The organism is Streptomyces sp. NBC_00539 (assembly GCF_036346105.1).
Lineage (GTDB): Bacteria > Actinomycetota > Actinomycetes > Streptomycetales > Streptomycetaceae > Streptomyces.
The window spans coordinates 940096-956681 of the sequence record NZ_CP107811.1; the positions used below are offsets into that span (position 1 = coordinate 940096).

General features: G+C 71.9%; 18 protein-coding genes. 6 read left to right on the forward strand and 12 right to left on the reverse strand.

The features are described from left to right. Positions 1-5: 5 nt before the first annotated feature. Together OG861_RS04285 and OG861_RS04290 are read right to left on the reverse strand one after the other, a co-directional pair. On the reverse strand, positions 6-3452 hold the full coding sequence (locus OG861_RS04285) for an endo-alpha-N-acetylgalactosaminidase family protein (RefSeq protein WP_330261266.1): 3447 nt from the start codon (positions 3450-3452) through the stop codon (positions 6-8). 168 nt (positions 3453-3620) lie between these two features. After that, on the reverse strand, positions 3621-3995 hold the full coding sequence (locus OG861_RS04290) for a YbjQ family protein (RefSeq protein ID WP_329200355.1): 375 nt from the start codon (positions 3993-3995) through the stop codon (positions 3621-3623). Positions 3996-4147: 152 nt separating this feature from the next. Between OG861_RS04290 and OG861_RS04295 the strand changes: the two genes are divergently transcribed. Next, positions 4148-4975: an SAM-dependent methyltransferase gene (locus OG861_RS04295; RefSeq protein ID WP_329200353.1), complete on the forward strand. Its 828-nt coding sequence runs from the start codon at positions 4148-4150 to the stop codon at positions 4973-4975. 37 nt (positions 4976-5012) lie between these two features. After that, on the forward strand, positions 5013-5918 hold the full coding sequence (locus OG861_RS04300; protein WP_330261267.1) for an NmrA family NAD(P)-binding protein: 906 nt from the start codon (positions 5013-5015) through the stop codon (positions 5916-5918). On the opposite strand, the gene OG861_RS04305 is transcribed toward OG861_RS04300, so the two are convergent. Continuing rightward, the gene (locus OG861_RS04305; RefSeq protein WP_330261268.1) at positions 5915-6841 is read right to left on the reverse strand and encodes a helix-turn-helix domain-containing protein; all 927 of its coding nucleotides are present in this window, start codon (positions 6839-6841) and stop codon (positions 5915-5917) included. The two genes, OG861_RS04300 and OG861_RS04305, sit on opposite strands and share 4 nt — an antisense overlap. Positions 6842-6932: 91 nt before the next feature. Next, positions 6933-7166 (reverse strand): DUF397 domain-containing protein, encoded by a 234-nt coding sequence (locus tag OG861_RS04310; RefSeq protein WP_329200347.1) that lies wholly within the window; start codon positions 7164-7166, stop codon positions 6933-6935. Between the two features lie 327 nt (positions 7167-7493). Here OG861_RS04310 and OG861_RS04315 point away from each other — a divergent pair, with 327 nt between their 5' ends. Further along, on the forward strand, positions 7494-8168 hold the full coding sequence (locus OG861_RS04315) for a hypothetical protein (RefSeq protein WP_329200345.1): 675 nt from the start codon (positions 7494-7496) through the stop codon (positions 8166-8168). Positions 8169-8253: 85 nt separating this feature from the next. Here the strand turns inward: OG861_RS04315 and OG861_RS04320 are convergent, their stop codons facing one another. The 7 genes from OG861_RS04320 to OG861_RS04350 form a co-directional block, all read right to left on the reverse strand. Next, positions 8254-8637 (reverse strand): NTP pyrophosphohydrolase, encoded by a 384-nt coding sequence (locus tag OG861_RS04320; protein ID WP_329200344.1) that lies wholly within the window; start codon positions 8635-8637, stop codon positions 8254-8256. Positions 8638-8660: 23 nt separating this feature from the next. Further along, positions 8661-9665 carry a phosphatase domain-containing protein gene (locus tag OG861_RS04325; protein WP_330261269.1) on the reverse strand — a complete coding sequence of 335 codons (1005 nt, stop codon included), beginning with the start codon at positions 9663-9665 and terminating at the stop codon, positions 8661-8663. 5 nt (positions 9666-9670) lie between these two features. Then, entirely contained in the window at positions 9671-10879 is a 1209-nt protein-coding gene (locus OG861_RS04330) for an RNA ligase (protein ID WP_329200340.1), read from the reverse strand. Positions 10880-11046: 167 nt separating this feature from the next. Beyond that, on the reverse strand, positions 11047-11481 hold the full coding sequence (locus OG861_RS04335) for a VOC family protein (protein WP_330261270.1): 435 nt from the start codon (positions 11479-11481) through the stop codon (positions 11047-11049). Between the two features lie 32 nt (positions 11482-11513). Next, the gene (locus tag OG861_RS04340) at positions 11514-12467 is read right to left on the reverse strand and encodes a tellurite resistance/C4-dicarboxylate transporter family protein (RefSeq protein WP_330261271.1); all 954 of its coding nucleotides are present in this window, start codon (positions 12465-12467) and stop codon (positions 11514-11516) included. 80 nt (positions 12468-12547) lie between these two features. Beyond that, positions 12548-13174 (reverse strand): alpha-ketoglutarate-dependent dioxygenase AlkB, encoded by a 627-nt coding sequence (locus OG861_RS04345; protein WP_330261272.1) that lies wholly within the window; start codon positions 13172-13174, stop codon positions 12548-12550. Positions 13175-13212: 38 nt separating this feature from the next. After that, the gene (locus tag OG861_RS04350; RefSeq protein WP_330261273.1) at positions 13213-13989 is read right to left on the reverse strand and encodes a LysR substrate-binding domain-containing protein; all 777 of its coding nucleotides are present in this window, start codon (positions 13987-13989) and stop codon (positions 13213-13215) included. A 57-nt stretch (positions 13990-14046) separates the two neighbouring features. Here OG861_RS04350 and OG861_RS04355 point away from each other — a divergent pair, with 57 nt between their 5' ends. Continuing rightward, positions 14047-14439 (forward strand): DUF5997 family protein, encoded by a 393-nt coding sequence (locus OG861_RS04355; protein WP_329200331.1) that lies wholly within the window; start codon positions 14047-14049, stop codon positions 14437-14439. A 140-nt stretch (positions 14440-14579) separates the two neighbouring features. Here the strand turns inward: OG861_RS04355 and OG861_RS04360 are convergent, their stop codons facing one another. Next, positions 14580-15674: a carboxylate-amine ligase gene (locus OG861_RS04360; protein WP_329200329.1), complete on the reverse strand. Its 1095-nt coding sequence runs from the start codon at positions 15672-15674 to the stop codon at positions 14580-14582. Positions 15675-15788: 114 nt separating this feature from the next. Here OG861_RS04360 and OG861_RS04365 point away from each other — a divergent pair, with 114 nt between their 5' ends. After that, positions 15789-15962, forward strand: a complete 174-nt coding sequence (locus OG861_RS04365; RefSeq protein ID WP_136212348.1) for a CsbD family protein — start codon at positions 15789-15791, stop codon at positions 15960-15962. An 82-nt stretch (positions 15963-16044) separates the two neighbouring features. Beyond that, the gene (locus OG861_RS04370; RefSeq protein WP_330261274.1) at positions 16045-16584 is read left to right on the forward strand and encodes a DUF6328 family protein; all 540 of its coding nucleotides are present in this window, start codon (positions 16045-16047) and stop codon (positions 16582-16584) included. Positions 16585-16586 lie beyond the last annotated feature (2 nt).

Genomic DNA, 16586 nt, shown 5'->3' on the forward strand with positions numbered 1-16586 from the left:
CATGTCTACGGCAGATAGCCGACGTTGAGCTCGGCCATCGAGGTCCAGGGGTTGCCGTTCACCTCGCTCAAGGCCTCGAGTCTGACGTACCGGGCCGCCCGGGGCGAGAAGGAGACGTCCTGTTGCGCGGCGCCGTCCGCGAACCTTCCGGAGGCCGCGGCCGGGCCCCAGGTCACCCCGTCGGTGGAGGTGAACACCTGGTAGTCCGCGATGCGCCCGTTGCTCTGCGTCTGCCGGGGCAGGCAGTGCAGGGCCGAGACCTCGTAGGAGGCGCCGAGGTCCACGGTGATCTCGTGCGGCATCGGCGCGGTCGCCGCGTACCACTGGGTGTGCCAGAGGGTGGCGGCGTTGCCGTCCAGGACCTTGGCGGCGCTGCCGTTCTCGCCCGCCGTCTCCTGGCTGTCGACGGCTTTGACGCCCATCCGGCTCTGCGGCACGAGGAGTTCCCCGCCGCCGCCCGTGCCGAGGTCGTCCACCGTGAGGTCGTCGAGGACGAGGTCCGCCTCGTCGTGGGAGTCCTCGCCCGTGACCTTGCGCACGCCGATCCAGGCGTCCGCCCCGGCGGTGAACGTCTGGGTGAAGGTGGTGGCGGTGCGGGCCTGCCCCAGGGCGGTGGCCGTCTCCCCGGTGCCCGAGCCGGTGATGAACCGGTAGTCGCCGCCGAAGCCGTTCTCGTAGGCGAAGGACACCTTGTACGTGCGCCCCTTCGTCAGGCGCAGCGTCTGCGGCAGGGTGCGGTAGACCAGGCCCTGTCGCTCCTCGTGCGACTTGAGGGAGTTGCCCCCGCTGATCACGTCGTCCACCAGCTTCCCGTTCCAGCCGGCCTGGGTGTACGGGGCGTTGCGCTGGGCGATGTGGGTGCGCGGGTCGGTGGCGGAGCCGCCGGCGCCGCCGAAGACGAACGGGCCCCAGCCCGCGTCCACGTGCTCGAAGTCCTCGGCGAAGTAGTGGCCGCCGAGCGGTGTCCGGGCCGAGCGGACCACGCGGACGTCGTCGAAGGTGACGGTGCCCGGTCCGGCCGCCGCGGAGAGCGTGAGGGTGGCGGTGGACCGGCCTGCCGGGACGTCGAAGAGCACCTTCATGCGCTGCTCGTCGGTGCCGTTCTTCTCGCTCCCGCCGAGGTTGTCGGTCAGCGGCGAGGAGTCGGCGTACACGGAGGCGGCCGCGCCCCCGGCGGGGGTGACGGCGAGGGTGGCGGCCCGGCCGGCGGGGGTGGAGACCCAGACGGACGCGGCGTAGGTGCCGGGGGTCAGGCCGGTGAGCTGCTGCGCCACGGCCGGGGAGGTTCCGTGGGCCATGGTCAGCTCGCTCTGGCCCCGGGAGTTGCGGGTGACGGCGGCGCCGGCGCCGGTGACCGTCCAGGCCCTCAGGTCGCCTGAGTAGAAGGAGGGGTCCTTGACGGGGGTGCCCTCGCCCCACTCGGGGTCGGCCTGGGCGGGCGCGGCGCCGTTGGTGACGAGGTAGGCGGTCTTCGCCGTCGCGTCGAGGGTGACCCGGCCCTGGGTGACGGTGAGGTCTCCGACGAGACTGCGTCCCGTGTCGGTGAGCCGGTAGAGCCTGGGTGTGCTCCAGCCGGCCGGAAGGGTCCAGGTGGTGGAGCCGCCAGTGTCGTTCCAGTGGTAGAGCTTGCCGTCGCGCGGCAGGAGGTAGGCGCCGCCGCGCAGGACGGTGCGCCCGGCGGTGGTGATCGTGCGGGCGCCGCCGGCGGTGCTGACGGTGGTGCCGTTCGCGAGGGTGACCGTGTCGGCGGTCCACTTCACGATCGGGGATTCCTGGAGGAACTTCGTCGGCAGGTTGACGGCGAAGGTGGTGTTCAGGAAGGCGGGGTAGTCCTTCTTGCCCTGCCAGCCCTCGTACGCGGTGAGTTCCGCGCCGCCGAGCAGCGGGTTCCGGGCGATCCAGTCGTCCTTGGTGTGGTTGGCGATGAACCGGACGATGCTGGAGTTGATGCCCTTGAGGTCGCTGCCGCCGTAGTCGACGTCGGCGGCCCAGTGGTGCCACAGCGACTGCTCGGTCAGGGTGTGGGGGAATTCGGTGGCGAGCTGGAAACCGAGGCCGCCGATCTCGCGCTGGAGCTTGCGGGACACGTATCCGTCGCCGTACCAGACGTCCACGTAGAGGAAGTCGAGGCCGGGGGCGGCTGCCTTGAGGTCCTGGAGGCGCTTGGCCCGCTGCCCGGACTGGCCGTCCCGGCGGGTGTCGACGTAGTACGACTGGTCGAGCCAGTCCCAGCCGAGCCCTCCGCTCTGGTGGGCCGGGTCGAAGGTGGCCGATACGGGGTACTCCTCGGTCGCGTTGATGTGGACGCCGAAGTCGGCGTTGTAGGCGTGCCCGGCGGTGGTGAGGGTGTTCAGGTCGACCGCGCCGCCCTGTTTGCCGCCGATGTTCTTGTAGTCCATGTGCGCGGAGTCGTGGCCCTCCGAGGCGTAGCCCTTGAGCAGGACGAACTGGCCGAGGCCGTCCGTCGCGAGGCTGACGCGTTTGGTTTCGTCCAGGGTCTGGGTGAAGGGGTGGGTGGCCTGGGAGGCGAAGTTGAAGGGGATGCGCTGGACGACCCGGTTCGCGGTGTCCTGCCAGCCGGTGGGCGGGGTCCAGATGTCGCGGTAGGCGACGGCGGCGTCCTGCCAGTCCACGACGGAGTCGGCGTTGCGGTCGGCGGTGATCGCGATCCGGGCGTACGGGAGCGGCTCGGTGTCGGTGTCGGCCGCGCCCGCCGCCCGGTACAGCCAGTCCCCGCTCCACAGGGCGGCCCTGCGGTAGGAGCCCTTGTCGGTGACCTGCTTGCTGATGCGGCCGTTGTCGCGGGCGGTGGCGCCCGAGGGCTGGTCGTAGAGGGAGTTGGAGTCGATGGCGGCGGCCAGCTTGCCGGTGTTGACCAGCCCGTACATGACCGTCGTCGCGGCGGCGTCCACGGGCGTGGCGGCGGTGACGGGGGTGAAGGTGTCGCCGGTGCCGGTGGTGGCGGTGTGCATGCGGGCGGTGGAGAGCGCGGCACCGGCCTGGTCGCTGCGGACGCTGACGAGACTGTGGTCGGGGACGGCGAGGCTGTGCACGCGCAGCGCGGGGGTGTCCTCGATCGCGGTGACGTTGAACTCCACGGCCGAACCGGCCACGGAGAGACGGGACCTGACGGTCACTCCGGAGAAGCTGAGCGCGTAGTCGACGGCGGACGCGGAGGCCGTCGCGGTCACGGCGGGGGTGTAGGCGGCGCCGTTGACGACGATCTTGGTCAGCGGGTCCTCGTTGCCGTTCAGTACGTCACCGGTGGCGCGGCGGGTGTAGGCGATGACGCGGGGGAAGGCGCGGTCGACGCTCACCGAGAGCTCGGGCGAGGTGATGGTCAGGGGTCCGGCCGCGGGGGCCGCGGAGACCGGGGTGGTGGGTACGGACACGGTGAGGGTGGCGATGAGACCGGCGACCACGGCTGCGGCCGGCCAGAGGGGGGTGCGCATCGGGCCTCCGGGAGTCGGTGCTTCCTCGTGGGGAAGACCGCACGGCTCCGGAGCCCTGCGGTCCGCTCACTGACCTGACAGCTTGCGGACCGTGTGCGGGCGGGCCCATGGACAAAGCGGAGCGCCGTCATGGACTTACGGGAAACCGGGCTGTGGTGGCGCGTCGGCTCAGGCCGTCTCGGGCGCCAGCACGACGGCCGTGCCGTACGCGCACACCTCGGTGCCGATGTCGGCGGCCTCGGTCACATCGAAGCGCATGGCGAGGACGGCGTTGGCGCCCCGCGCCTTGGCCTGCTCGATGAGCCGCTCCATGGCCTGGTTACGGGTCTGCACGAGGGTCTTCGTCAGCCCCCTGAGCTCCCCGCCGATCATGGATTTCAGGCCGGCGCCGATCTGGCTGCCCAGGTGGCGCGAGCGCACGGTGAGGCCGAAGACCTCCCCGACGACCCGCTCGACCCGGTAGCCGGGAGCGTCGTTGGTCGTCACCACCATGACCCCGGTCTGCTCGGCCCCGGGGCCTCCGCCGTAGTCGTCTATGCCCATGGATCCCACTGTGGCGCCGGGCGCCGGCGCCCGCATCCCGAACCGGCGCCACGGTGGGCCGGGCAGCATGCGAGAACGCATGGCGCGGGCACCCCGCGACTCTCTACCATGAGCCGACGCCGCGGGCCCGCAGGGGCCATCAAGGAGGGCACATGGAGTTAGGGCCGGACCCGTCCCAGCCGCCGTTCATCGACATGCACACCCCGAGCGTCGCCCGGATGTACGACTGGCTCCTGGGCGGTGTGGAGAACTACGCCAGCGACCGCGAGGCATGCGCCCGGTTGCTGGAGATCGCGCCCAGTACCCAGCTGCTGGCCCGCAACAACCGGGCCTTCCTCAGCCGCGTGGTGCGGATCCTCGTCGAGGACTACGGGATCCGGCAGTTCCTCGACCACGGTTCGGGCCTTCCCACGCAGGACAACGTGCACGAGGTGGCGCAGCGCATCGACAAGGACTGCAAGGTCGCCTACATCGACAACGACCCCATGGTCCTCGCACACGCCCAGACCACGCTGCACGACAACTCCGGCACGCTGGTGCTGCCGATGGACATGCGCGACACCGAGCGCATCCACGGGGCCACCCGGGAATTCCTCGACTGGAACCAGCCCATCGCGGCGCTGTTCGTCTCGGTCCTGCACTGCATCCCGGACTCGGACGACGGCCGCTCCCCGGCTGCCGTCGTGCGCAAGACCGCGGACCTGCTGCCGCCGGGCAGCTTCATGGTGATCTGCCAGCTCGTCAGCGACGACCCGGTGGTGCGGGACGACGTGACCCGGATGATGGACGTCACCACCCACGGGCACTGGGGGCGCGTGCGCGAGACGCACGAGGTGCGGCGGTACTTCGACGGGCTGGACATCCTCGAACCGGACCTCGTCGACGTGGTCGACTGGCGCCCCGACACCACCCCGCCGCCACCGGAGCTCCGGCCGAAGGACTGGGTGGAGTGGGGCGGCGTGGGCCGCCTCCTCCGGTGAAGTCCACGGGGCGGCGGCGCACGGAAGGAACGGCTCGATGACGATCCTGGTCACCACACCGACCGGGCACGTGGGATCGCGCGTGGTGCGGCTGCTGCTCCAGGCCGGCGTCCGCCCGCGCGTCCTGGTCCGCGACCCGGCCCGCCTTGACGAAGGCACCCGCGCGCGGGTGGACGTACGCCGCGGCGATCTGACGGACGCCGGTTTCGTCCGAGACGCGGTGGCGGGGGACGCGGTGGCGGGGGCGCGGACCGTGTTCTGGGTGGATCCCACCCCCCATACCGCGCCGGACCCGATCGGAACCTCGCTGGAGACCGCGGCGCCGCTGGTGGAGGCAGCCCGGGCCGGTGACGTGGGCCGGGTGGCGCTGCTCAGCAGCATCGGGGCGGAGAAGCGGCACGGCGTCGGCCACATCGACGCCCTGGCGGGGATCGAGACGGAACTCGATGCCACCGGAACGGACGTGCTGCACCTGCGCTGCGCGTACTTCTTCACCAACCTGCTTCTCGACCTCGAAGGACTCTCCCGAGGCGTCCTGAACACGGCGTTCGACCCCGAACACCCGATGCCGTGGGTCGATCCGCGCGACGTCGCGGACGTGGTCGCGGTCCGGCTGCTGAACGACGGCTGGCGGGGGCGGACGGTGCAGGCCGTGCACGGACCGGAGGACCTCACCTTCCACCAGGTCGCGCGGATCCTCACCGAGGCCCTCGGCCGTACGGTCCGGCTCGACCAGGTCGGCGAGGACGCGCTCCGGGACACCCTGCGCGCCGCCGGGCTGACCGCGCCGGCGGTCGAGGGCATCGTCGGCATGAGCGCCGGATCGAGCGGCCTGGTGCCCGAGCAGCCCCGTGACCTGCTCACCACCACACCCACCCGGCTCGGTGGGTGGGCGCACGCCGAGCTGCGTCCCCTGCTGGAGGCCCGTCCCGGGACGGCCTAGTCCTCCGCGTACTGCAGCAACGCCTCTTCGATGAGCTGGCGGCTGCGGTCGCGGGAGGCCGCTGCCTTGCGGAGGTTGCTGAGGGCGTTGCGGTAGTCGTCCAGGGCGCGCGGGCGGGTCACGTAGTTGGCGCCGTTGATGTGCTCGACGTACGCCAGCTCGCCCGGCCCGCCGTCGGCGAACTTGAGGTGGGTGATGGGGTAGGGAGGGGCCGCGGAATACCCCCAGGACATCTCCAGGACGCGGATGTTGACCTTGGCGACGTCCCCGGCGCGGAGCAGGTGCCGCAGTTGTTCGCGCATCACCTGGGCATTGCCGCAGCGGCGTTGCAGGACCCCTTGGTCGAGCAGGACCGTCAGGCGCGGTACCTCGCCCTCCATCAGCCGCAGTTGGCGCTGGGTGCGCAGCTGCACGACGCGTTCCATCTCGCCCTCGGAGGCGCTGGGCATCACGGCCCTGACCATGTGCCCGGCGTAGGCCGGGGTCTGGAGGATCCCGGGTACCACGAGGTTCTCGTAGACGCAGATCTCCTGCGCCTCGCCTTCCAGTTGGATCAGGCGCTTGAGGAAGGTCGGGGTCACATCGCTGTACTGCTCGTACCACTCGCAGTCCTGGGCGTGTTCCAGGAGCCGCTCGACCGTCCGCATCTCCTCCTCGTCCAGCCCGTAGTGGCGGGCCAGGTCGAGGACGTCGCGCGCCTTCGGCGGGCTCTCGCCCCGCTCCAGCCGGCTGATCTTCGACACCGAGCCCCGGATGACGGGTGCGACGTCCCGCAGGGTGAGGCCGCGGGCCTCGCGCCACCCTCTGAGCTCCTGTCCCAGCACCCGGGCGGCCGCCGCACGTCCTTGTTCGACGCCGAGCGGGACCACGGGGGCGAGCGGATCGGGCAGGGAGTCGGGCCGGGGTTCGGGCAGCGCGGGCATGCGGAACTCCAATGTGACCGGGGGCGGATCTCAGTCGTCAGAATGGGGCGTGGTCGCCCGCCCGTCCAAGCTTTGGCCTAAGGCTTGGACTTCATCCGGTCAGTTGATCGAATTCGGCGCGCTTGGCGCCGTCGAGGAACGCCTCGATCTCCCCGGCCGTGAAGATCAGGGCCGGACCGTCGGGGAAGCGCGAATTGCGCATGGCCACGGTCCCGTCGGGCAGTGCCGCGACCTCCACGCAGTTGCCGTTGCCGACGCTGGCACTGCTCTTCACCCAGACCGCACCGGGGATTTCGCTCGCCACGACTCCATTGCGTAACTGCATGATGAGACCTCTCCTCGTACCGACACACGCATGATCGTGCAATCGCATATGGGATTGCACGACAAGCAGTTGTGAGAATGCTAGCCAGCACGGGCGGTCGCGGTAGTCCCCCGAAAGGGTGTCTCCTGGGCGACGACCCCCCGACGATCGCCTCATGAGAGCACCATCCGCCCGAAAGCCATCAGATTGGGCAAATCGGGCTAAACGGCGGTGCGCCGCCGGGGTGTCCCGGCGTCCCCTCGCCATAGTCGTGCGTGGCAACCGCCTGGTTGCCGGCCCGAGCCGCGTGGCGCGGTCGGGCGATTGTCTTCGTAGAGGAGTCGGCTCATGCTGAAGCCCACCAGGACCGTCCTCGCACTCACGGCCGGAAGCCTGGTGCTCGGCCTCGTCAGCGCGGGCGCCGCCATCGCCGACGAGGACCCGATGGCCGAGATCCCGGCAGCCCACCAGGAGCCCGTCGCCGTCAAGAGGCAGATCTGGGGCAAGGTCGTCTCGTCCGGCCGGCTGACGGTCCGCAGCAGGCCGAGCACCCGCTCGTACTCCCTCGGCAAGATCGAGTCGGGCCAGAGGATCGCGCTCGAATGCAAGCAGCGCGGGGAGAGGGTCGGCGGGAACGACCTCTGGTACCTCCTGGAGACCCGCAAGGACCGGGAGGAGGGGAACGGCGGGAACAACAACGGCGGGAACAACAACGGCGGGAACAACAACGGCAAGGGCCCGTGGGGCGATGACCTCGGGGACGGGAATGCCGGGATGGACGGCGACTACAACGAGGGCGGCAACGGCGGTCGGACCGACGGCCGTGACGAGGGCCGTGACGAGGGCCGCACCGACGGCCGCACCGATGGCCGGACCGACGGCCCCAACGACGGCTTCGCCGGCGACGGCAAGTCCGTGAAGAAGACCGCCAAGTCCGCGAAGGTCTCGAAGAAGGACGAGGACGACCGCTGGGTGGCCGCCCGCTACGTCAAGAACCTGGACACGGTGCCGTGGTGCCGCTGATCAGCGCGCCGGGCCGCTGATCCGATCGCCGGACCGTACGCCGGGAGGCCGGCTCCTCGCCGAGGGGCCGGCCTCCCGGCCGTCGTCATCCGGCCGGGCGGACGGTGCGCGGCCCCGCGCACCGCGCCCCGTACGCCTCCACCCGCGCGCGCAGCTCCCGGTCCGCCGTGACCACCACCAGGGCGCCGCCTTCGCCGCGCTCCGCGTAGTGCGCCACCAGCTCCACGATCCGGTCGTCGCCGCTCCCGGGCGCCGCGTCCACCCGTACGCCGGGGACGGATGCGACGCCCCGGGCCGCGCCTTCGACCACGAGGACGATCTCCTCACCCGCCCCGCGCCGGGCGAGCCGGTCGCGCAGCCGCTCGGCCGCGCCGCGCCGGTCCCGCCACCAGCCGTCGGGGACTGACCCGACGACGTTCGCGGCGTCCACGATCAGTACGTCCACAGGTGCTCGCGCAGGAACTTCCACGGGTACGACTGTCGCAGACCCGCTCAGAAGTCGCCGTAGGCGACCTGCCAGGTCGGCAGGCCCATCCGGCGCCAGACGGCCACGACGCGGTCCCGGTCGTCGAGCGAGACGCGCACCGCGTAGCGGTGGCGCAGGTGCGCATCGAAGAGTTCCGCCTTCACGACGTCGTCGCGGCGCTGGTCCCCGGCCGCCCGCATCCACAGCTCGTCGTAGGGGACCTGGTGCCGCTCCAGCCAGGCCTCGGTCTGCGGGCGGTGTTCCTCACTGCGCCCCGACAGCAGCACGATGACGTCCCCGTCGGCGCGCCGGAAGGCGTCCAGGGCGCGTCGCACCGGCTCGTTCGGCAGGTCCAGCCCGCAGCGGGTGAAGTCGTACGGGCCGCGGTCGCCGGTCAGCGCCAGCGTCCCGTCGATGTCGCACATCACCGCGGCGGGCAGCGCGGGGTCGGCCACGTAGGGCTCGACCGGGGGCTCGTCGTTCAGCCACTGCGCGGTCAGCCTCCAGCCTCCCTTGCGGGACTTCGCGTGCTTGTCGGCCAGGATCCGGATGATCTCCTCGCCCACCGGCCGCTCGCGTGCGGCATCGCGGCGCACGCACTCCTCGACGGGCACGTCGGTGAAGTCGTGGACGACGAAGGTGGCGAGGCCGGCGACGGCCGCCTTGAGGCGCTTGGGGATGTGCGGGGTGAGGTGGGTGTTGTCGACGACCACGTCGAACCCGCCCGTCACGGCGGCCCGCAGCGCCGCGTCCTGGACGTCGAGCGCGGTCCGTTCGTGCGCGTACGAGAGGCCGCGTCCGTGGTCGGGGCCGTCCAGCATGACCCGGAGGTCGTCCAGGTTCACCCGGCGCATCCGGCCGCCGGACTGCGCTTGGAGCGCCCGGGCCGCGGTGGTCTTGCCCGAGGCGGGCAGGCCCGTCATGACGTGCACGACCGGGCGGGCCGGGGGCGCGGGGGTCCGGGGGGCGAGGGCGGTGTCGGGGGTCTCGGGGGCCTCGGGGGTCTCGGGGGCCTCCGGTTCTGCGGACACGGTGCTCAGTTCTCCTCATCGGTGGTGAAGGGGTCGGCCGATTCCGGCCGTACGGCACGCCAGGTGACGAGCTCGGTCTGCTTGTGGTCCAGACGCAAGAACAGCGCGGAACGGATCCCGCTGTCGGGCAGCGCCCGCACCGCCCGGGCGAAGGCACCCCGGTCACCGGCCAGGTGCGCCAGTGACCCGAAGGCCTCGTCGATGGCGCGCTCGCGCCGCGCGGCGGCTTCCTCCAGCCGCTCGATGACCTCACGCACCCATGCGTCGAACTCGTCGGGCACCTGCCGCAGCAGCGCGTCGAGCGGCTTGCCGCCCGAGGCCTCGATGTCGGCGACACTGCAGTTCAGGCCCTGGGCGAGCTGCTTGGCGGGCAGGCCGGCGAAGCGCTGGATGCCGTGGCTGCGCCAGATGTCGCGCTCGGTGACGCCGGTGAGCACCTTGTGCAGGCGTACGTACTCGGCGATCTTGGCCTTGGCGCGGACGCCCGAGGCGAAGCGCAGGACGAAGCCCTCGGCATCGGTGCCGGTGGCCGGGGCGCCGCCGGGCAGGGTGCTGGACTCGGTGAGCGCGAGGAGTTCGGCGAGCGGCATCGCCGGCCATACGGTGACGACCGAGCCGATCTCCCGCCAGTGCCCGGCGGCTTCGGCGAGCGGCACCTCGGCGCCGTCCCGGCCGAAGGCGGCCAGGAGCACCAGGTCGCGTCGGTCGCCGTAGTCCACGACGATCCGGTTCTGCGGGTAGAGGATCTCGGCGAGGTAGGTGACGCCGGGTACGAGGTGCTTGGTGTCGCGGCCGTCGAGACGGCGCTGCGCCCAGGTCGCCTGCTCGCTGATGAAGGAGCCCTTGGAGGCCGCGCGCCAGGTGCCCGCGTAGTGGAAGACGACCGCGAGGCTGCCGTCGACCTTGTCGTACACCTCGAAGGGTTCGTCGGGCAGGGAGGGCGCGTACGGCTGACCCGATTCGTGCTCGCCCACGTTGAAGAACTTCGGCAGGGGCAGGGCGACGATCCGGCCGGTGGCGTCGTCGGCGACCAGGCCCCGGCAGCGCGTGGTGACCTGGTTCCAGACCCGCTCGTACTGGGCCGTGCGGGTGTAGGTGTAGATCGACAGCGGCAGTTCGGGGTGCGCCTTGCGGGTCACGTGCCCGGCGTCGATCGCCGCCTTGAGTTCCTGTGCGGGCAGCAGGTCATGCAGAGTCAGGAACGCCTGGCTCATGGGGTCCTCCCGGGTCGAGATGGCTCATTCTCACGTGCGGGAGGGTGGCCCGGTAATCAATTATGACCGGCCGGAGGGCGTGCCGACGGCGCCCGGCGCCGGCGGGAAACCGGTCGTGGGAGACGGTCAGGGGGAGACAGCCAAGGGAGACGGTCAGAGGGAGAGGGTCAGTGGGAGATGCAGAGTTCGTTGCCCTGCGGGTCGGCGAGGGTGGTCCAGGTGAAGGGACCCTGGCTGCCTTCGTGCAGACGCGTGGCGCCTTTGGCGATGAGGCGCTCCACCACGGTCTGCGGGTCCTCGTCACCGGTGCGCACGTCGAGGTGGACCCGGTTCTTGACCGTCTTGGTCTCCGGTACGAGCTGGAAGAGGACGCGCGGCGCCCGTTCGAGGTCTTCCGGGTGACGGATGCCGGTGCCCGCCTTCCAGACGAGGGTGCCGTTGTGGAGGGTGGTGTCGTCCTCGCGGGCCCGACCCTCCTCGATCATGCGGCGGATGAACGCCTCGTCGCTGGGCTCGACTTCCCAACCGAGGGCGTCGGCCCACCAGTCGGCGAGGGAGTGCGGGCTGTTGGAGTCGATGGTCACCTGGAACGTGTACGCCATGGCCGGACCGTATGCGCAAGTCGCCTCCCGCGCTACGGGGATCGCGGGTCCTCTCCGAGGCGGGTCGTGAGGAACGCCGCGAAGGTCAGGATCCAGGCGGCCACGGCGATCCACAGGAGCACCTCACCCACGGGGCGCAGCCAGCCCGCGCCGGTGGGTGCGGCGGCGGAGAGGCAGGCGGTGGCCGTCATGCCGAGGGGGAACACGGTGGACCAGCGGCGGATGTCGTAGCCGGGGCGGGGGCTGCGCAGCTCTGCCGTCAGGAGCACGGCGTACCAGGCGAGGGAGGCGCAGAGGGCCACCAGGGTGAGGGAGCGCAGGGCGTCGTGCCCGGCGCCCGTCCACTCGGGTGACGCGGTGAGCTTCGAACCCGCGAGGGCGCTGATGGACAGCGCCCCGCCGGCCACCCAGTGGTCGCCCGCGCCCCCGGTCACCTCGCGGAGGTCGAAGCGGGCGAGGGCCGCCGCGTACAGCAGCAGCCCGAGAGCGAAGCAGACCAGGGCCGCCCGGCCGAGCCAGGTGCGGTGGTCGGCGTCGGACAGCTCGGCGGCGAGGACGGCCAGGCCCTGGGTGGCCACGCAGACGAGGAAGGCGGTGCCCGGGAGACGGTGCCTGGGCCAGTGCCGCAGGACGGCGTACAGCAGCCCGGGCCAGAGCGCCGCGGCCAGCGCCAGCAGGAGGGCGGCCGCGCCCTGCCAGCCGAGCTGGGAGAGACGGGCGCCGAGCACGGTGGTGGCGGCCACGGCGTTGAGGGCGGGCGGGGTGTCCGCTTCGGCCCGGAAGCGGCCCCTGTCGCCGACCAGCCGGGTCGCGAAGTCGGCGGCGAGGACCAGCCACAGGGCCCCGGCGACGGCGAGCGCGACCAGGGAGAGCAGGTCGTGGCCGGTCAGGCTCAGGCCGACGGAGATGATCCCGGAAGCCATCACGGCGGCGCCCGCGGCGGGCGGCAGGCCGGTCCACCGCCGGCGCACGGGCAGGGCGCTCACCCCTCCAGCGGACACCAGCCGCCGACGGGCCGCCAGCCGGACCGGCCCGCTCGCGGCGGCCGGGCGTCGGTCACAGGGGGTCAGGCGACGCCTTGGGTACGGAACTGGATGCTGATGCGGGGGCCGACGGCCCGCGTCGACTTCGGCACCGCGTGCTCCATGGTGCGCTGGCAGGAGCCGCCCATCACCACGAGGTCGCCGTGGCCCAGGGGCAGGCGCAGCAGCGTGGGACCGCCGTCGCGGGGGCGGATCGCCAGGTCGCGCGGGTCACCCACGGAGAGGATGGCGACCATCGTGTCCTCGGTGGCGGAGCGGCCGGTGCGGTCCCCGTGCCAGGCCACGCTGTCGCGGCCGTCGCGGTAGAGGCACAGTCCGGCGGTGACGAAGGGCTCGCCGAGCTCCTCGGCGTAGTACCGGTCGAGCGCCGTGCGGGCTTCGGTGAGGACGGGGTGCGGGAGCGTCTCCCCGGCCCGGTAGTAGGACAGCAGCCGGGGCACGGCGACCTCGCGGTCGTACATCCGGCGCCGCTCGGCCTGCCAGGGCACGTCGGCGGCGAGCCTTTCGAACAGCGCGTCGGCGCCGGTCAGCCAGCCGGGCAGGTGGTCGGCCCAGGCGCCGGCTCCCAGGTCGGTCCGGCACAGCCCGGCGAGCGGGCCGAGCCGGATCTCGTCGGTCTGGTCGAAGAGGGATCCCTGGAGCGCGTGCATGGCTCCAGCCTACTCCCGTACCCGAACACCTGCTCGATTTACTTGCGGCCCCGGCCGGGCTTGCCGCGGCCCGTGTTCTTGGCGCCCCGCGCGCCGCCCGAGCCACCGCGCGGGTTCTTCCCCTGGGCGGGCTTGCGGGCCGCTCCGGCCGCCTTGTCGGTGCGCTTGCCCTTGGGCTGCGCGGGAGCCTGGGCCGCGCCCTGCTTGCGGCCGCGCGTGCTGTTGACCGTACGGCCGCGCACGATCCCGATGAACTCCTCGACCAGGTCGGTGGTCTCCTCCTCGGGCCAGGACAACGCGACGCGCGATTCCGGCGCGCCCGTCACCGGCCGGTACGTGAGGTCCCTGCGGTGGTGGAGACGGGCGAGCGACTGCGGTACGACGAGTACCCCCACGCCGGCCGCGACCAGCTCGATGGCGTCGGCGGTCGTCTCGGGACGCTCGATCGCGGGGCGGCCCGGCAGGCCCTCCCAGTCCAGGGTGTCGTCCAGGGGGTGCAGCACGATCTCGTCGGCGAGGTCCCCGGTGGAGATCTCCTCGACCGCCGCCACGATGTGGTCCTTCGGGATCACCACCACCGTCGTCTCGGTGTACAGGGGGATCGCGCTGAGTTCCGTACGGTCGATCGGCAGCCGGACGAAGCCCGCGTCCGCGCCGCCGGCCCGCAGCACTCCCGGGGCCTCGGCCGGGGACACGGGTACGAGCGTCAGGGGGACGTCGGGCAGCCGCTCGTTCCAGATCCGCACCCATTTGGTGGGCGTCACCCCTGGAACGTAGGCGAGCCGGAACTGGGGAGGTACTTCCGAGCCTGTCACCCGGCCAGATTACCGGCCGTGGTCAGAGGTAGCGCACATGCTCGATACCCTGGGGACATGACGTCGCACAAGACCACCCAGACCATGAAGCCCGCGACCGCGGCGAAGAAGCTGGGTGTGTACCTAGAGGCCACACCCGCCGAGTTCCAGGAGGGTGTCGTCTCGCGCACCGAGCTGAACGCGCTCCAGGCCGATCCGCCGGCCTGGCTCCAGGAGCTGCGACGCAACGGCCCGCACCCCCGGCCCGTGGTCGCGGCGAAGCTGGGCATCTCGATCGCCGGCCTCGCCCGCGGCGGGATCACGGAGGCGCTGACCACCGAGCAGATCGACGCCCTCAAGGACGAGGCGCCCGAGTGGCTCCAGAAGGAGCGCGCCACACAGGCGGAGGTCCGCAAGGAAGCGGTGCGGATCAAGGAGAAGCAGGCTGAGCGAGCGGCCCGCGAGAGCTGACCGCCCTGTATGCGTGAAGGGGTCCCGGACCGTCGTCCGGGACCCCTTCACGCATGTACGGGCGCGCTGCCGGGGGGCCGGGCCCCGTCAACGGGCGGCCCCCGTCAGCGGCCCGGCCCCCCTCAGCGGCCCGGCCCCCCTCAGCAGGCCGGGCCCGAGGCCGTGATCAGGTCCGCGAGGGCGGCCATGCCGCCCTCGGCGAGCGCGCGGCGCTGCCGGTCGGCCGGAGTGCCCTCGCGCAGCAGCCGGTGCATCAGGGCGCTGACCTCCCGGTGGTCCCCGGACTCCTCCAGGGCGGGGGCGATGTACGCGGTCAGCTGGTACAGCACGTCCCCGGCGCTGTGCCGCCCGCCCCGGGGATCCACGAGGGTGCTGTTCAGGCCGTGCCGGGCGGCATGCCAGTTCGCGGCCTGCAACAGTTCGTGCGCGCATGCGGGTGGCGGGGCCCCGGCGTTCTCCTCGGCGATCGCGGTGGCGACGAGCGCCCGGATGATGCCGGTGAACAGCACGGCGTCGTCCGCCTCCAGTTGGACGTCGAGGCAGCGCACCTCGATCGTCGGGTAGCGGTCCGAGAGCCGCGCCTGCCAGTACAGCTGGCCGCGGTCGGTGATGACCCCCGACTCCAGGAGCGCCCCGATGCGCTTCTCGTAGTCCGCGAGGCCGGCGAAGCAGGGCGGCGGACCGCTGACCGGCCAGCGCCCGAAGACGATGGTGCGCCAGCTGGCGAAGCCGGTGTCCCGCCCGTCCCACAGCGGCGAGTTCCCCGACATGGCCAGCAGGGTGGGGAGCCAGACGCGGATCCGGTTGAGTACGGCCACGCCCATCTCCCGGCCCGGAACCGCCACGTGGACGTGCATGCCGTTGATCAGCTGCTCGTCGACCAGCCGCCGGGCCTCCTCCCGCATCCGCAGGTAGCGCGGCTTCTGGGTGACCGCGGGGGGCGTGCCGTCCTTGAGGGGCGCGGTGGCGGACATCGCGACCCGGCACCCCTTGTCCTCCGCCGCGGACACCACGGCATGGCGCAGCCGCAGCAGGTGCCCGCCCACCTCGCCGAGGTCCGTGCAGATGGGCGTGGCGACCTCGATCTGTGCCTGGAGGAGCTCGTCCTGCACCTCGCCCTCGTCCACGAACGACCCGAGGCCGGCCGCGACGCGCACCTCTTCCGCGAGGGGCATCGGCAGATGGGTGGAAGGGTGCAGCAGGACGTACTCTTCCTCGACCCCGACGGTGATCATGTCCGGCGGCTACCCATGAATTCCGGGATGAATTCCGGCTCCGCGGGTTTGTGGCGGCCGTTCTCGGTCAGATGCTTCAAGGTCCGCATTTCCCTTTCCGATGGAGTGAATGCCATGTCCGGTGACGAGAAGGCGAAGTCCAAGGGCGAGCAGGCCAAGGGCAAGGTCAAGGAAGCCGCAGGCCGGGCCGTCGGCAACGAACGGCTCACCGCGGAGGGCCGCGCCGAGCAGGCCAAGGGCGACGCCCGGCAGGCCAAGGAGAAGATCAAGGACACCCTCAAGGACTGACTCCTTCCCTCCAGCTCTTCCCGTGCCTCCCGAGCACCCTCGCGGTGCTCGGGAGGCACCTTCCGTTCCGCAAGGAGGTCCCATGCCCGCCGACGACGCCGAGAGGAAGACGGACCCGGGTGCGCGGGACCCCGCCGGGACCCGCGGGGACGACGGGCGCAACGAGAGTCCCGAGGAGCGGGCGGACCGCCAGTGGGGCGAATTGGTGCAGGAGATCCGCGTGGCCCAGACCGGCGTGCAGATCCTGTTCGGTTTCCTCCTCACCGTGGCCTTCACCCCCGTCTTCGCTGATCTCGAACAGACGGACCGGACGATTTACCTGATCACCGTCATCCTCGGCTCACTGGCCACGGGGGCCCTCATCGGTCCCGTCGCCTTCCACCGGATCGTCTTCCGTCGCCGCATCAAGCCCGAAGCGGTCACCTGGGCCTCCCGGCTGACGATGACGGGCATCGTGCTGCTGCTGATGACCCTGTGCACGGCCCTGCTCCTCATCCTCCGGGTGGCGACGCACGACGCGCTGGTCCCGTGGCTGGTGGCGGGCGTCCTGGCCTGGTACCTGCTGTGCTGGTTCGCGCTGCCGCTGTGGGTGCGCCACCGGCACACCACGCAGCGCGACTAGTC

Bases quoted from the DNA above. Each gene is read 5' to 3' on its own strand.
- OG861_RS04285 (WP_330261266.1), bottom strand. From the start codon at position 3,452: ATGCGCACCCCCCTCTGGCCGGCCGCAGCCGTGGTCGCCGGTCTCATC.
- OG861_RS04290 (WP_329200355.1), bottom strand. From the start codon at position 3,995: ATGGGCATAGACGACTACGGCGGAGGCCCCGGGGCCGAGCAGACCGGG.
- OG861_RS04295 (WP_329200353.1), top strand. From the start codon at position 4,148: ATGGAGTTAGGGCCGGACCCGTCCCAGCCGCCGTTCATCGACATGCAC.
- OG861_RS04300 (WP_330261267.1), top strand. From the start codon at position 5,013: ATGACGATCCTGGTCACCACACCGACCGGGCACGTGGGATCGCGCGTG.
- OG861_RS04305 (WP_330261268.1), bottom strand. From the start codon at position 6,841: ATGCCCGCGCTGCCCGAACCCCGGCCCGACTCCCTGCCCGATCCGCTC.
- OG861_RS04310 (WP_329200347.1), bottom strand. From the start codon at position 7,166: ATGCAGTTACGCAATGGAGTCGTGGCGAGCGAAATCCCCGGTGCGGTC.
- OG861_RS04315 (WP_329200345.1), top strand. From the start codon at position 7,494: ATGCTGAAGCCCACCAGGACCGTCCTCGCACTCACGGCCGGAAGCCTG.
- OG861_RS04330 (WP_329200340.1), bottom strand. From the start codon at position 10,879: ATGAGCCAGGCGTTCCTGACTCTGCATGACCTGCTGCCCGCACAGGAA.
- OG861_RS04335 (WP_330261270.1), bottom strand. From the start codon at position 11,481: ATGGCGTACACGTTCCAGGTGACCATCGACTCCAACAGCCCGCACTCC.
- OG861_RS04345 (WP_330261272.1), bottom strand. From the start codon at position 13,174: ATGCACGCGCTCCAGGGATCCCTCTTCGACCAGACCGACGAGATCCGG.
- OG861_RS04355 (WP_329200331.1), top strand. From the start codon at position 14,047: ATGACGTCGCACAAGACCACCCAGACCATGAAGCCCGCGACCGCGGCG.
- OG861_RS04360 (WP_329200329.1), bottom strand. From the start codon at position 15,674: ATGATCACCGTCGGGGTCGAGGAAGAGTACGTCCTGCTGCACCCTTCC.
- OG861_RS04365 (WP_136212348.1), top strand. From the start codon at position 15,789: ATGTCCGGTGACGAGAAGGCGAAGTCCAAGGGCGAGCAGGCCAAGGGC.
- OG861_RS04370 (WP_330261274.1), top strand. From the start codon at position 16,045: ATGCCCGCCGACGACGCCGAGAGGAAGACGGACCCGGGTGCGCGGGAC.